Origin of the sequence: Micromonospora sp. 050-3, assembly GCF_046549335.1 — a bacterium.
Lineage (GTDB): Bacteria > Actinomycetota > Actinomycetes > Mycobacteriales > Micromonosporaceae > Micromonospora > Micromonospora trifolii.
Genome location: NZ_JAJPVX010000001.1, coordinates 2,957,437 through 2,971,795, shown reverse-complemented (window position 1 = coordinate 2,971,795; position 14,359 = coordinate 2,957,437). Strand labels below are relative to the sequence as shown.

The following is a 14,359-nucleotide window of genomic DNA, read 5'->3' as shown; positions in this document are numbered from 1 at the left end:
GCGTCCCCATCGCAAGGCTGCGGACGACCGAGCGTCCTGGCTCGCGGCCCCCGGTTGTGGCTGGGGAACCGCTCACAGTGGCGCGACCGCGCCGGATTCACACCGGCTTCCCTCGCGTCGCCGCAGATAGTGGGTCGACGGTATCGGTGCCGCCTCAGGCGGTCAACCCGGGCTCCGCGCCCCGAACGCGTTCGGATACCGGTACGTCAACGAGGCGGACCAGCCGCAGGTGCCGGTGGATTCGTCAGACCAAAATGCGACACTGGCGCAGGCCTTTCGTGGCGCGCGTTCCTGCACTCGACAACAGTCTGTTACCGCTAACATGGTCAACCTGCCAGATCGACCTGTGGCTCCGGGTCGACCCCGGGGGGATCGATCAGCGGCTGGGCGGGGTGTGGGGTGGGCGAGAACGCGCCAGGACGGTTCCGGTGACGACCGGCGAGGTCGCGCGACGACCGGGCATCGTGGACGCGCATCATCACCTCTGGGTCCGGGCGCGGCACCCGCAGCCCTGGATCGATCCGCACACCATGGCCGCGATCGACGACGACTTCACGCCGGTCGAGCTCGCCCCGGCGACCCGGGCCGCCGGGGTCACCCAGACCGTTGTCGTGCAGTCCGTCGCCGTTCGGTCGGAGACGCCCGAACTGCTCGGCATCGCGGCCGACGACCCCCTCATCGTCGGGGTCGTCGGCTGGGTCGACCTCACCGGGGCCGATGTCGACCGCCGCCTCGCCCGATTACGCCGGGCGCGTGGCGGGGAACGGCTGGTCGGGATCCGCCACCTGGTCCAGTCCGAACCCGACCCGACCTATCTCGACCGCCCCGACGTGCGGCGGGGCATCGCCACGGTCGGTGCCGCCGGCCTCGCCTTCGACCTCCTGGTGCGCCATCGTCAACTGCCGGCGGCCACCCGGCTCGTCCGCGACCTGCCCCAGGTGCGGTTCGTCCTGGACCACCTCGGCAAGCCGCCGCTCGGGCGCGCCGATCTCGGTGACTGGCGGCACGACCTGCGGATGCTCGCGGCCGAGCCCAACACGACGGCAAAGCTCTCCGGCCTGGTGACCGAAGTGGACGGCGGGTCCTGGACGACGGCCGGCCTGCGGCCCGCAGTCGAGCACGCCCTCGACGTGTTCGGGCCGGATCGGCTGATGTTCGGCTCGGACTGGCCGGTGTGCCTGCTCGCCACCTCGTACACCCGCTGGGTTGCCGTCGTCGGTGACCTGCTGGATCCGCTGTCCGATGACGAGCGGGCGGCGATCTGGCGCCGGACCGCCGGCCGCGTCTACCGGCTGGCCTCTTCCTGAGCGCAGCGGCTTCCGAACTGGGGACATAGCATGTTATCGATAACATGTTAGCGACAGCAGCCGATGTCGATTTGGTCTGACGTATGCCTTCGGTGGTGCAGGTAACGATGGCAAAACATGCCGGCAAGACCTTGGCAACATACGTGAATGCGTGGCAAGGTAACGCCTGATCGTGGGAAACATCCGACCTATCTCCAAGGGGTTGTGCGGCGTCAACCGCACTACGTCCGAGCGGGATCGGTCGCTCACAGGCGTTCGGCTCGTCGGCGGGTCCCCGTCGGACGCCGGCGCCGCGCTTGGGGAGGTCAGGTCCGACGATGAGTAGCGCCGAGGCAACCGCCGGCACGCAGCGCGGCGAACTCAGCGACTGGTTCCGGGAACGGATCTCCCACGCCGTCTCCGAGTTCACCGCCGCGACCGCGCTGGTCGTCCTGTTCATCGCCTTGACCTTCGCGAGTCCGTACTTCCTGACAGCGGACAACCTCTTCAACATCGGGGCACAGACGGCGGTGATCGCCATCATCGCCACGGCCCAGACGATGGTCATCATCACGAAGGGCATCGACCTGTCCGTGGGGTCGGTCGCCGCGCTCGCCGGCGTGTTGGGCGCGATGGTCGTGCGCGACCTCGGCTTCTCGCTCTGGGCGGCGACGGCGGTCGCGGTCGGCGTCGGCGCGCTGGCCGGGCTGTTGAACGGGCTGCTGGTGACGGTGGCCCGGATCCCGCCGTTCATCGCGACCCTGGGGACGATGTCCGTGGGCCGCGGCCTCGTCTTCATCATCACCGGAGCGGTCGGCGTCTACGGTCTGCCCCGATCCTTCCAACTGCTCGGCAACGGGCAGATCCTCGGCATTCCGTTCGCCGTGGTGATCACCGTCCTGGTCGCCGTCGGGGTCGCCTTCCTGCTCTCCCAGACCCGCTTCGGTCAGTACACCTACGCGATGGGCTCCAATCTGGAGGCCGCCCGCCGCTCCGGCATCCGGGTCGGGCGGCACCTGACCGGGGTCTACGTACTGGCCGGCGTGCTGGTCGGGCTGGGCGGCATGATCGCCGCGTCCCGGGTCAACTCCGGCCAGCCCAACTACGGAATCTCGCTGGAGCTCGACGTCATCGCCGCCGCGGTCATCGGCGGAGCCAGCCTGTTCGGCGGGCAGGGCCGGATCGTCGGGACAATCATCGGCGCGTTCCTCATCGCCCTGGTCCGCAACGGCGCCGTCCTGCTCGACATCAGCATCCACTACCAGCAGGTGATCGTCGGCGTGATCATCTGGGCCGCCGTCTACTTCGACCAGTACCGCCGCCGGCGGCTGGAATCACGGGGTTGACATGCCATTCCGAGAGTCCGAACGAGGAAGGACACACACCATGGCACACACCACCACCAGCCGGCGGACGCGAGGACGACTCCTGCGCGCGCAGGCGATCCTGGCCGCGGCCGCGGCGACCGCTCTGCTCAGCGCCTGCGGCGGGGTCGAGGTCCGTGACGGCGGCGACGGCGCGACCAAGGACGCGAGCGGCCCCTTGAAGCTCGCCGTCGTACCCAAGGCGGTCGGGGCCGACTACTGGAACACGGTCAAGGCCGGCGCGGAGTGCGCCGCGCAACGGGCGGGGGACGTCACCGTCCAGTGGGACGGGGTGACCACCGAGACCGACGTCGAGGGCCAGGTCAACCTGATCCAGAACTTCGTCACCAAGAAGGTCGACGGCATCGTCTACGCGGCGACCGACTCCAGCGCGCTCGCACCGGCCACCGACAAGGCGCTCGGCGCCAACATCCCCGTCGCCATGATCGACTCCGGCACCAGCCCACAACCGTCGACGGTGCCCCTCTTCGCCACCGACAACCGCGCGTCGGCGACCGAGGCGGCGAAGCTGCTCGCCACCGAACTCGGCCCCGGCAACCACGAAGTGGCGCTCGTCGAGTTCCAGCCCGGATCGCAGACCAACACCGAGCGGGTCGACGGCTTCAAGGCCGGCCTCGCCCAGTACCCCAACCTGAGACTGGTCGGCCAGCAGCCGAGCCGCAGCGACGTCAACGAGGCCCGACGGGTCACCGAGAACATCCTCACCGCCAACCCCAAGCTCGCCGGCGTCTTCGCCGCCAACGAGCCGAGCGTGCTCGGTGCCGCGCAGGCCATCCAGGCGGCCGGCAAGTCCGGCAAGGTGGTCATCATCGGCTGGGACGCGGCCCCGGACGAGATCGCCGGAGTGCGCAACGGCCAAATCTCGGCGCTGGTCGTGCAGAACCCCTTCAAGATGGGCTACTTCGGCGTCGACAAGATGGTCAAGCACCTCCGGGACAAGGCACCGCTGGCATCGGCCGACACCGGCGTCACGTTCGTCACCAAGGAGAACATCGACTCGGCGGAGATCAAGGCGGTGCTCGAGCCCAGCTGCGCCAACCCGCCGGTGCAATGATGGGCGGCATCCCAACGGCCACCGCCGACAGCCATCAGCAACCCACCGACACGGAACCGCCGGTCCTCGAGGCCCGCGGCATCGTCAAGCGGTTCGGGCACGTCGAGGCGTTGCGGGGCGCCGACTTCACCGTCCGCCGAGGTGAGGTCGTCGCACTGATCGGTGACAACGGCGCCGGCAAGAGCACCCTGATCAAGACCCTGTCCGGCGTGCACCCACCCGACGAGGGCGAAATCCGGGTCGGCGGCAGTCCGGTCCGGTTCTCCACTCCGGTCGATGCCCGACGGGCCGGGGTGGAGACCGTCTACCAGGACCTCGCCGTCGCCGACGACCTCAGCGTCGCCGCCAACCTGTATCTCGGCCGGGAGATCCTCCGCTCCGGACCACTCGGTCGGCTCGGGCTGCTGGACAAACGCGCCATGCGCCAGGGCGCCGCCGCCGCCCTCGACGAACTCGGCGTACGGATCCCCCGGGTCACCACCCCGATCGCGATGCTCTCCGGTGGGCAGCGCCAGTGCGTGGCGGTGGCCCGCGCCATCATCTGGGCGACCAACGTGGTCATCCTCGACGAGCCCACCGCGGCCCTGGGTGTGGTCCAGACCGGGCGCGTGCTCGACGTCGTCCGGCGCGCCCGTGACGCCGGCATGTCGGTGGTGCTGGTGAGCCACAACATGCCGCAGGTGCTCGAGATCGCCGACCGGGTCGAGGTGCTGCGCCTCGGTCGGCGCGCGGCCCAACTCCGCGCCGACGAGGTCACCACCGATGATCTGGTCGCCGCGATGACCGGCAGCACCAGCGTGGATCGGGACGAGCGGTGACGGCTGTCGTCCAGCGGGGTGCCCGCGATCCCGCCCGTCGGGCGACCTCGAACGGCGTCGGGCCGCCGCTGCGGCTGAGCCCACTGGGCTTCGGCGCCTCCCAGGGCGGCAACCTCTACCGGGCGACGTCGGACGAGCAGTTCGCCGCCGCTGTGGACACCGCGTGGGCAGGCGGCATCCGATACTTCGACACGGCACCGCACTACGGGCTGGGCCTGTCCGAGCGGCGCCTGGGCGCGGCCCTGCGCTCCCGCCCGCGCGGAGAGTACGTGGTGTCGACGAAGGTCGGCCGGCTGCTCGTGCCGTCACCGGAGACGGCGCACCGGCGGGATCCGGAGGGGTTCGACGTTCCCGCCGACCATCGCCGGGTCTGGGACTTCAGCCGCGACGGCGTACACCGTTCGCTGGAGGCGAGCCTCCGGCGCACCGGACTGGACCGGATCGACGTGGTGTACCTGCACGACCCGGACGAGCACTGGGAACAGGCCGCGCACGAGGCGATCCCGGCGTTGGTCGAGCTGCGGGAACAGGGCGTGATCGGTGCCGTCGGGGCGGGGATGAACCAGTCCGCGATGCTGGCCCGCTTCGTGGCGGAGACCGACGTGGACGTGGTGATGTGCGCCGGCCGGTACACCCTGCTCGAGCAGGGCGCGTTGACCGACCTGCTGCCCGTCGCGCAGGCCCGCCACGTCGGTGTGGTGGTCGCCGGGGTCTACAACTCCGGGCTGCTGGCCCGGGACATGCCGCCGACCGACGCCGTCTACGACTACCAGCAGGCGCCGGCCGAGGTGATCGACCAGGCTCGCCGGATAGCGCGGGTCTGTCAGACGTACGGCGTCACGCTGCCCCAGGCGGCGTTGGCGTTCGTCCGTCGTCACCCGGCCGTGGTCTCGACAGTGGTCGGGATGCGGGACGAGACCCAGGCGACCGAAACCCTGCGCCGATCCGACGTCGACGTCCCGGATCAGCTCTGGGCGGCGTTGTACGACGAAGGGCTGCTCGACGTGCAGCCGTGAGGGCCGGCCGTCACGACCGGGCCGTCTCGATGCTCGCGTCAGCGTCGTCGGGCAACCCCTGCAACGACTCCTCCACACCGATCAGGTGATTGGCCATCCGGGTGCGCGCCCGCTCCGGATCGCGCGCCACGAGGGCCTTCAGGATCGCCACGTGCTCGTCGTGGGTGCGCAGGTCCGCGCCCTCCTCGTGCAGACTCCGCCAGAGCCGGCCACGGATGGTACGCCCGGCGAAGGCTTCGATCAGGCCGACGAGCACAGGATTCTCGGCGTGCACCGCGATGATCCGGTGGAAGGCGATGTCGATCTCCATGATCCGCTCGTGGTCCGGCGATGACTGGCCGACCAGCCGGGCCGCCTCGTCGAGCAGGTCACCCGCCTGGGCCAGGGCCTCGTCGGTGATCCTGGTCGCCGCCAGGCAGGCGGCCTCGCACTCCAACAGACGGCGAACGGTGTGGATGTGCCGGGGGTCGCTTTGACCCTGGAAGTCCACCACGAAACCCATCGGGGCCAGCAGTTGTGGTGCGTCGAGATTGGTGACGTAGGTGCCGTCGCCCTGGCGGATGTTGACGATGCCGAGGATGGACAGCGCCGACATCCCCTCGCGCAGGGAGCCCCGCGAGACACCGAGCCGCTCGGCGAGGTCCTTCTCGATGGGCAACCGGTCCCCGGGCCGGAACTGCCCTTCGAGGATCATCCGCTTGATGCCGTTGACCACTTCGTCAGTGCGAGACATGATCCGTTACCTTTCGGTGCGATCTAGTGAGCACACGGTTGGTAGCCCTGCCCTTCGGCGGGACGGTCCCGGTCTGACCCGCTTGCGCGGCGCCGGGTTGACGCTTCACAGCCACCTGCCCGCTTATGCGGGTCTGACGGTCGGCTTCACGTCCAGCCCCCGGGCCACTCCCGGCGGTTGTTGCCTCGGCCGCAAGCGCGGCCAGGTTTCGCGCGGCGTTCAGATCCCGATCGATGCTTAGCCCGCACGCCTCACACTTGTATTCGCGCTCGGACAGGGCGAGTTTGGTTTTCACCGCGCCGCAACCCGAACATGTCTTGCTTGATGGGTACCATCGGTCGGCGACGATCAGCTGGCTGCTGCTCCACTCGGCCTTGTATGCCAGCTGTCGACGTAGCTCGGCGAAGCTGGCATCGGCGACGTGTCGGGCTAAGCGTTGGTTACGCAGCATCCCCGCGACGTTGAGATCTTCCACCACGATCGTGCCGTGCCCGCGGGCGAGTCGGGTGGTGAGCTTATGCAGGCTGTCGCGGCGCAGGTTCGCCACCCGGGTGTGCGCCCGTCCGAGACGTTTTGCGGCCTGCTGCCAACGGTTCGACGGACGCTGGCCAGTGCGCCGGTCCGGTCCCTGCTTACGCGACATCGCCCGGCCTAATGCCCGCAGCCGGGTCTGCGCGGCATCCAAGTGGCGCGGGTTATCGACCAGTTCGCCAGTGGAGAGGACGGCGAGGTGCTTGATTCCGACATCGACGCCGACCACGGAATCCGGTCGGGCGGCTGGCCGTTCAGCGCGCTCGACCTCGACGGTGAACGAGACGTGCCAACGCCCGCCGCCACGCCGGGCTGTGGCGGACATGATCCGGGCGGTGCCGTTGTCCAAACGCCGGGCGAGCTTGCGGGCGGACTCGTGCAGCTTCAACCGGCCCAGCCTGGGTAGCACCACATGCATCCGGTCGGGCTCAACCCGAATGGCGCCGGTAGTGAAACGCACTGACGCAGTAGCGTGGCGACGTGACTTGAAGCGGGGGAAACCGATCGGGCGGCCAGCCCGCCTGCCGCTGCGAGAATCTGACCAGTTCTTGAGCGCGCGCGCGAGCGCGTCCAGTCCAGTGTTGAAGGCTTCCTTCGAGCACTGCCGCCACCACGGTGCTACATCCTGCTTCGCGGCGTTCCACGCCTTCCGCAACGCGGGCAACGACCAACCCACCGCTGGAGTGAGGGCTTCGTAGGGAACATCGTAGGTGCGTTCGGCGGCTCGCTGATTCATGACCGCTTTCACCCGGGCGAGCGCCCAGTTGTGGGCTACTCGCGCCGCCCCGGCGTGCGCGAGCAGCGTCCGTTCCTGCGCGGGAGTCAGGTCGAGGGCGAACTGGTACGCCTGAACCAACTTCACGACTCGACCTTGGTGGCGGCCTCAACGGCATAGTGGGGAGGCTTCGCCGCCGCGCGGCGTCCGTAGAGGCGGGTGCGCAGCGACGTGAGGATGTCGGTGACGTCCCGGACGAGGTTGTCGTCCATTGCGGCGGGGTTCACCACCAGCAGTCGGCGACCCTGCGCGGCCAGCGCCGCCTCCACATATTCGACCCCGAAGCAAGCGAACCTGTTCCGATGCTCGACCACGACCGTTAACACACTCGGGTCCTGCAGCAGCGCGAGGAACTTCTTGCGATGCCGGTTGAGCCTCGAGCCGGCCTCGGTCCCCACCCGATCCGCGACAAGACGCTGCCCCGCGGCCCCGACGGCGACTCGGGCGCCCGACTGGTCGAGGCCGGGCTCTTGGTCAGCGGAACAGACGCTTGCACCACGAACCGATCGCGGTCCGCGATCGTCGGGGCGAGCGGTTCGCCGACCATGATGAGCCGACCGAGACTGTAGGTGGGAACGGGCAGCGGCCCTGCCCCCGTGCTGCCGTCGTGCGGGGATGGACGAGACACCCTGCGACGCCGCCCATTCCGTCAGGTTCATCTGGTCATCAGCGTTTCAAAGAGCGCCACAGATGCCTGGGGTGTCACCAGCAGTTGCCCCCTAACGGCCGGCGAGGGTGGCCTTCCCACCCGCGATCATGTACGGCTCCGGAGATGACACGGTAGTCGGGTCTGTCGCGCCCCAGTAGTGGCCGTCGGGAAACCGGTAGAGCGCCACCGACTCCTGGCGCATCCGAGTGGAGTAGCCGGGCTGGCTGGGCAGGACGTATCCGCTGCCGGAACCGGTGTCCCGGATGATGCAGGGATCGGTGAAGTGCTCGTGCAGGTGGTCGACGAACTCGGTGACCCGGTTGGTGAGGTCCCCCGAGATCGCGACGTAGTCGAGCACCGACACGTGTTGGACCATCTCGCACAGCCCGACACCGCCGGCGTGCGGGCACACCGGGACGTCGAACTTCGCGGCGAGCAGCAGCACGGCGACGATCTCGTTGATGCTGGCTAACCTGCCGGTGTCGAGTTGGCAGAAGTCGATGGCCTCGGCCTGGAACAGCTGCTTGAACATCACCCGGTTGTGGCAGTGTTCGCCGGTGGCGACGCCGATCGGAGCGACCGCGCGGCGGACGGCCGCGTGGCCCAGGATGTCGTCGGGGCTGGTCGGTTCCTCGATCCACAGTGGCGTGAACTGGGCGAGGGCGGTGACCCAGTCGATGGCCTGACCGACGTCCCACACCTGGTTGGCGTCGATCATCAGGTTGCGATCCGGCCCAAGGATCTCCCGCGCGATCGCGCATCGGCGGATGTCGTCGTCGAGGTTGGCGCCCACCTTGAGCTTGACGTAGCCGTAGCCGGTGTCCACCGCCTCCTGGCACAGCCGGCGCAGCTTGTCGTCGCCGTAGCCGAGCCAGCCCGCGGAGGTGGTGTAGGCGGGGTAGCCGGTGCGGTCGAGCTCGGCGAGGCGGGTGGCCTTCGTGCTCTCCTTGGCCCGCAGGATGGCCAGTGCTTCGTCGCGGGTCAGCGCGTCGGACAGGTAGCGCAGGTCCGCGATGTCGACGAGTTGCTCGGGGGTCATGTCGACGAGCAGCCGCCACAGCGGCTTGTCGGCGACCCGGGCGACCAGGTCCCATGACGCGTTCAACACGGCGGCGAGGGACAGGTGGACGACACCCTTCTCGGGACCGAGCCAGCGCAGCTGCGAGTCGGAGGTGAGGAGGCGGTAGACCGCGCCCATGTCCGCTGCCATCGTCGCCACGTCCAGGCCGACCAGGAGCTGTGCCTGGTGGACTGCCGCTGCCGCGACGATGTCGTTGCCGCGACCGATGGTGAAGGTCAGGCCGTGCCCCGCGAGTGGCGCGCCCACGCCGTCGACGCCGTCGGTGTGCAGGATGACGTAGGCCGCCGAGTAGTCGCCGTCCTTGTTCATGGCGTCTGACCCGTCAGCGGTCAGGGAGGTGGGGAAGCGGACGTCTTCGACGGTGACGGCGGTGATCTGCGGCATGCGCTCCTCGCCCGGCTAGGCTAAAGATCAGATGATCACTGGGAGTATACGGAGGGTCGTCTCGGCGCGTCAACGATGTCGATCACTGCAGGCCCGTAGACATATGATGTTTGGCGGGTCGCGTCGATCCGCGTTGCCGTCCATAGTGCCCTTTGACGGCCGGGTTGGTGACGGTGGTCACCGAGTCGGCGCCGACACGCCCGAGACCGACATGTGGGGTGTGACAACGACTGCGTCCCTATATATGGTGTCGAGCGCAGCTGGTTCGGCCGCTCATCCGGAGCGGTCGAGGCAACAGGGAACCCGGTGGAAATCCGGGACTGTCCCGCAGCGGTGAGTGGGAACGACCGCCGTCATCAGCACTGGGCCACCAATCGGCCTGGGAAGCGACGGCCAGTAGGAGACCGGCGAGCCCGGTCGTGCCCGCGAGTCCGAAGACCTGCCAGCGCGCCGCGTACCCGCACCCGGGTGGGCGGCGGTCCGAGGCCGCGTGGGACGGCTGACGCCACCTGACCCACGCCGGGCTGGCGTGGCGTCCGTCGGTGTCTGTCTCCTCGCGTCCGGGCCACCAGGTCTCGAACTCCGAGGAGCGAGTGGTGACAGTCACCGAGGTAGTCCCGGCCAGCGGCGACGCGGCAGTGCGGCGGGCGCCGATGCAGGTCCGCAAGCGCGACGGCGGCACCGAACCCGTGGACGTGAACAAGATCGTCCGGGCGGTCGAGCGGTGGGCCGACGACCTCACCGACGTCGACCCGATGCGGGTGGCCACCCGCACCATCAGCGGCCTCTACGACGGTGCAACCACCGCCGAACTGGACCGCCTGTCCATCCAGACCGCCGCCGAGATGATCGGTGAGGAGCCGCAGTACTCACGCCTCGCCGCGCGGCTGCTGGCCGGCTACGTCGACAAGGAGGTGCGTCGACAGGGCATCACCTCGTTCAGCGCGGCGATCCGGGCCGGCCACGCCGAGGGCCTGATCGGTGACGACACCGCCGCGTTCGTCGCCGCACACGCCGCGACGCTCGACCACGCCATCGACCCGGACGGCGACCGCCGGTTCGAGTACTTCGGCCTGCGCACTGTGTACGACCGCTACCTGCTGCGCCACCCCACCAGCCGCCTGGTGTTGGAGACCCCGCAGTACTGGCTGCTTCGGGTGGCCTGCGGCCTGTCCCGGACGGCCGACGAGGCTGTCGACTTCTACCGGCTGATGTCCAGCCTGGCCTACCTGCCCAGCTCACCGACCCTGTTCAACTCCGGTACCCGGCACACCCAGATGTCCTCCTGCTACCTGGTCGACTCTCCGCTCGACGAGCTGGACTCGATCTACCAGCGGTACGCCCAGGTCGCCAACCTGTCCAAGTTCGCCGGTGGCATCGGCATCGCGTACTCCCGGGTCCGCTCCCGCGGCGCGCTGATCCGGGGCACGAACGGGCAGTCCAACGGAATCGTGCCGTGGCTGCGCACGCTGGACGCGAGCGTCGCCGCGGTGAACCAGGGTGGCCGGCGCAAGGGCGCGGCCTGCGTCTACCTGGAGCCGTGGCACCCGGACATCGAGGAGTTCCTGCAACTGCGGGACAACACCGGCGAGGACGCCCGCCGCGCCCACAACCTCAACCTGGCCAACTGGATCCCGGACGAGTTCATGCGCCGGGTCGAGGCCGACGAGCTGTGGTCGCTGTTCGACCCGCACGAGGTGCCCGAGCTGCCCGACCTGTGGGGGGAGCGGTTCGACGCCGCGTACCGGGAGGCCGAGGCGCAGGGGCGCTACGTGCGGCAGGTCCCGGCGCGGGAGCTGTACGGGAAAATGATGCGGACCCTCGCCCAGACCGGCAACGGCTGGATGACCTTCAAGGACGCCGCCAACCGGCTCTGCAACCAGACCGCCGAGCCGGGCAACGTGGTGCACCTGTCCAACCTCTGCACCGAGATCGTCGAAGTGTCCAGCGACGCCGAGACCGCGGTGTGCAACCTCGGCTCGGTGAACCTCGCCGCCCACCTCACCGCCGGCGGCATCGACTGGGAGCGGCTGCGCGCCACGGTGCGGACCGCTGTGACCTTCCTCGACCGGGTCATCGACATCAACTACTACCCGACCGCGCAGGCGGCGGCGAGCAACCCCCGCTGGCGGCCGGTCGGGCTCGGGCTGATGGGCCTACAGGACGTCTTCTTCGCGCTGCGGCTGCCGTTCGACTCGCCGGCGGCGCGGGAGCTGTCCACCCGGATCAGCGAGGAGTTGTACCTGACCGCGCTGGAGACCTCCGCCGACCTGGCGCGCGACTTCGGCGCGCACCCGGCGTACCCGCAGACCCGGGCCGCGCGGGGCCAGCTCCAGCCCGACCTGTGGGGTGTCGAGGGTATGCAGACCGCGCGGTGGGACGCGCTGCGCGACCGGGTCGAGGCGTACGGGCTGCGCAACTCGCTGCTGGTGGCGGTCGCGCCGACCGCGACCATCGCCTCGATCGCCGGATGCTACGAGTGCATCGAGCCGCAGGTGTCCAACCTGTTCAAGCGCGAGACCCTGTCAGGCGAGTTCCTCCAGGTCAACACCGCTCTGGTACGCGAGCTGAAGGCCCGCGGTCTGTGGACCGAGCGGATCCGTTCGGCGATCAAGCGGGCGGAGGGGTCGGTGCAGGACATCGCCGAGCTGCCGGCCGGGGTACGGGAGCTGTTCCGCACCGCCTGGGAGCTGCCGCAGCGGGCGCTGATCGACCTGGCCGCCGCCCGCGCCCCGTTCATCGACCAGTCCCAGTCGCTGAACCTGTTCCTGGCCGCGCCGACCATCGGCAAGCTCTCCTCGATGTACCTGTACGCCTGGAAGGCCGGGCTGAAGACCACCTACTACCTGCGCTCGCGCCCCGCGACGCGGATCCAGCAGGCCACCGTCAGCGCTGTCGCACCCGTCGTCGTCGACGCGGAGGCGTTGGCCTGCTCGCTCGAGAACCCCGAGTCGTGCGAGGCCTGCCAGTGACCCCCGCCGAAGCCATCACCGACGCCGGCACCACCGACGCCAGCACCACCGACACGAGGACCACGCACATGCTGCTCGACCCCGGGATGGACCTCACTCTGCGCCCGATGCGCTACCCGCACTTCTTCGACAGGTTCCGCGACGCGATCCGCAACACCTGGACGGTCGAGGAGGTCGACCTGCACGCCGACCTCGCCGACCTGGACAAGCTGTCGCCGGCGGAACGGCACCTGGTCAGCCGCCTGGTGGCGTTCTTCGCCACCGGTGACACGATCGTCGCCAACAACCTGGTGCTCAACCTCTACCAGCACGTCAACAGCCCGGAGGGCCGCCTCTACCTGTCCCGCCAGCTGTTCGAGGAGGCCGTGCACGTCCAGTTCTACCTCAACCTGCTCGACACGTACGTGCCCGACGAGGCCGAGCGCTTCGAGGCCTTCGCGGCCATCGAGAACATCCCCTCGATCCGTCGTAAGGCCGAGTTCTGCTTCCGCTGGATCGACTCCCTGGACAACTTGCGGGAGCTGCGGTCCCGCGAGGACCGACGGACGTTCCTGCTCAACCTGATCTGCTTCGCCGCCTGCATCGAGGGCTTGTTCTTCTACGGCGCGTTCGCGTACGTCTACTTCCTGCGCTCCCGCGGCCTGCTGCACGGCCTCGCCTCGGGCACCAACTGGGTGTTCCGCGATGAGTCCATGCACATGGCGTTCGCGTTCGACGTCGTCGACACCGTCCGTGCCGAGGAGCCGGACCTGTTCGACGACGACCTCGCCGATCAGGTTCGCCGGATGCTCACCGAGGCCGTCGAGTGTGAGGTGCAGTTCGCCGAGGACCTGGTGGGCCGCGGTGTGCCCGGTCTGACGTTGGCCGACATGCGGGAGTACCTCCAGCACGTCGCCGACCGCCGCCTCGCCCAGCTCGGCATCGCGCCGCACTACGGGTCGAGCAACCCGTTCGGCTTCATGGAGTTGCAGGACGTGCAGGAGCTGTCCAACTTCTTCGAGCGGCGGGTGTCGGCGTACCAGGTCGGGGTGACCGGCACTGTCGCCTTCGACGACGACTTCTAGGCGGCGACACACGCGTTGCCCCTGAGGACCATCGCGTGGAAGAGGTGGTTCAGTCTCGCCGATCATGGACTTGTGGTGCCGGTGTTGTGGCGAACGCCGCATCGATCATGTTGCAGAAGTGACGATGGTCGTTCCACGCGCGGAGCTGCCGGTGGCCGGAGGGCGGTCGTGCACCGCCCTCCGATCGCCGGTGACGGTGTCAGGTGAGGTTCAGCTCGGTGAGGAGCTTCTCCACCCGGCCGCGGATCTCGTCACGGATCGGGCGGACGGCCTCGATGCCCCTGCCGGCCGGGTCATCGAGCTTCCAGTCCTCGTAGCGCTTGCCAGGGAAGACCGGGCAGGTGTCGCCGCAGCCCATTGTCACGATGACGTCGGAGGACTCCGCTGTCGCGTACTCCAGGAGTTTGGGGGTCTGGTCGGTGATGTCGATGCCGACCTCGCGCATCGCCTGCACGGCGGCGGGGTTGATCGTCTCGGCCGGGGCGGAGCCGGCCGAGCGGACCTCGACGGTGTCGCCGGCGAGGTGGCGCAACCAGCCGGCGGCCATCTGGGACCGGCCGGCGTTGTGGACGCAGACGAACAGGACGCTGGGCTTGTCGCTCACGGTGGTG

At 69.2% G+C, this 14,359-nt stretch carries 11 protein-coding genes, 1 pseudogene and 2 riboswitches; of the genes and pseudogenes, 7 read left to right on the top strand and 5 right to left on the bottom strand.

The window, feature by feature from the left end:
- Nucleotides 1–31: 31 nt before the first annotated feature.
- Nucleotides 32–111, bottom strand: a riboswitch (cobalamin riboswitch).
- A gap of 167 nt (nt 112–278) precedes the next feature.
- From ACLJOK_RS13675 to ACLJOK_RS13655, 5 genes are all read left to right on the top strand, one after another.
- Entirely contained in the window at nt 279–1,307 is a 1,029-nt protein-coding gene (locus ACLJOK_RS13675; RefSeq protein ID WP_410818800.1) for an amidohydrolase family protein, read from the top strand.
- Between the two features lie 317 nt (nt 1,308–1,624).
- A complete protein-coding gene (locus ACLJOK_RS13670; RefSeq protein WP_366338083.1) occupies nt 1,625–2,632 on the top strand; it encodes an ABC transporter permease in 1,008 nt (335 codons plus the stop codon).
- A 40-nt stretch (nt 2,633–2,672) separates the two neighbouring features.
- Entirely contained in the window at nt 2,673–3,725 is a 1,053-nt protein-coding gene (locus ACLJOK_RS13665; protein WP_410818797.1) for an ABC transporter substrate-binding protein, read from the top strand.
- Entirely contained in the window at nt 3,725–4,543 is an 819-nt protein-coding gene (locus tag ACLJOK_RS13660) for an ATP-binding cassette domain-containing protein (protein WP_410818796.1), read from the top strand. The genes ACLJOK_RS13665 and ACLJOK_RS13660 overlap by 1 nt, the downstream gene beginning before the upstream one ends.
- Nucleotides 4,540–5,559, top strand: coding sequence for an aldo/keto reductase (locus tag ACLJOK_RS13655; protein ID WP_410818794.1), 1,020 nt, complete (start codon nt 4,540–4,542; stop codon nt 5,557–5,559). Before ACLJOK_RS13660 ends, ACLJOK_RS13655 begins: the two co-directional genes overlap by 4 nt.
- A 10-nt stretch (nt 5,560–5,569) precedes the next feature.
- Here ACLJOK_RS13655 and ACLJOK_RS13650 read toward each other — a convergent pair whose 3' ends face one another.
- The 4 genes and pseudogenes from ACLJOK_RS13650 to ACLJOK_RS13635 all read right to left on the bottom strand — a co-directional run bounded on the left by ACLJOK_RS13650 (nt 5,570) and on the right by ACLJOK_RS13635 (nt 9,712).
- Entirely contained in the window at nt 5,570–6,292 is a 723-nt protein-coding gene (locus tag ACLJOK_RS13650) for a FadR/GntR family transcriptional regulator (RefSeq protein WP_410818793.1), read from the bottom strand.
- Entirely contained in the window at nt 6,279–7,685 is a 1,407-nt protein-coding gene (gene tnpB, locus ACLJOK_RS13645; protein WP_410818791.1) for an IS607 family element RNA-guided endonuclease TnpB, read from the bottom strand. Before tnpB ends, ACLJOK_RS13650 begins: the two co-directional genes overlap by 14 nt.
- Nucleotides 7,682–8,257, bottom strand: a pseudogene (locus tag ACLJOK_RS13640) (IS607 family transposase). The gene tnpB and the pseudogene ACLJOK_RS13640 overlap by 4 nt, the downstream one beginning before the upstream one ends.
- 60 nt (nt 8,258–8,317) lie before the next feature.
- Complete coding sequence (locus ACLJOK_RS13635; RefSeq protein WP_410818789.1) at nt 8,318–9,712, bottom strand: enolase C-terminal domain-like protein; 1,395 nt, start codon at nt 9,710–9,712, stop codon at nt 8,318–8,320.
- Between the two features lie 244 nt (nt 9,713–9,956).
- Nucleotides 9,957–10,174: riboswitch (cobalamin riboswitch) on the top strand.
- Nucleotides 10,175–10,365: 191 nt separating this feature from the next.
- Here ACLJOK_RS13635 and ACLJOK_RS13630 point away from each other — a divergent pair.
- Both ACLJOK_RS13630 and ACLJOK_RS13625 read left to right on the top strand, forming a co-directional pair.
- Nucleotides 10,366–12,684 (top strand): ribonucleoside-diphosphate reductase subunit alpha, encoded by a 2,319-nt coding sequence (locus tag ACLJOK_RS13630; protein ID WP_410819357.1) that lies wholly within the window; start codon nt 10,366–10,368, stop codon nt 12,682–12,684.
- A gap of 68 nt (nt 12,685–12,752) precedes the next feature.
- Nucleotides 12,753–13,748: a ribonucleotide-diphosphate reductase subunit beta gene (locus tag ACLJOK_RS13625; RefSeq protein WP_410819355.1), complete on the top strand. Its 996-nt coding sequence runs from the start codon at nt 12,753–12,755 to the stop codon at nt 13,746–13,748.
- A gap of 199 nt (nt 13,749–13,947) precedes the next feature.
- Here ACLJOK_RS13625 and ACLJOK_RS13620 read toward each other — a convergent pair whose 3' ends face one another.
- Nucleotides 13,948–14,352 (bottom strand): arsenate reductase ArsC, encoded by a 405-nt coding sequence (locus ACLJOK_RS13620; RefSeq protein ID WP_410818788.1) that lies wholly within the window; start codon nt 14,350–14,352, stop codon nt 13,948–13,950.
- Nucleotides 14,353–14,359: the final 7 nt, after the last annotated feature.

Excerpts from the sequence above, each read along its gene's own strand:
- ACLJOK_RS13660 (WP_410818796.1), top strand. The coding sequence starts at position 3,725 with ATGGGCGGCATCCCAACGGCCACCGCCGACAGCCATCAGCAACCCACC.
- ACLJOK_RS13625 (WP_410819355.1), top strand. The coding sequence starts at position 12,753 with ATGCTGCTCGACCCCGGGATGGACCTCACTCTGCGCCCGATGCGCTAC.
- ACLJOK_RS13650 (WP_410818793.1), bottom strand. The coding sequence starts at position 6,292 with ATGTCTCGCACTGACGAAGTGGTCAACGGCATCAAGCGGATGATCCTC.
- ACLJOK_RS13630 (WP_410819357.1), top strand. The coding sequence starts at position 10,366 with ATGCAGGTCCGCAAGCGCGACGGCGGCACCGAACCCGTGGACGTGAAC.
- ACLJOK_RS13635 (WP_410818789.1), bottom strand. The coding sequence starts at position 9,712 with ATGCCGCAGATCACCGCCGTCACCGTCGAAGACGTCCGCTTCCCCACC.
- ACLJOK_RS13670 (WP_366338083.1), top strand. The coding sequence starts at position 1,625 with ATGAGTAGCGCCGAGGCAACCGCCGGCACGCAGCGCGGCGAACTCAGC.
- ACLJOK_RS13665 (WP_410818797.1), top strand. The coding sequence starts at position 2,673 with ATGGCACACACCACCACCAGCCGGCGGACGCGAGGACGACTCCTGCGC.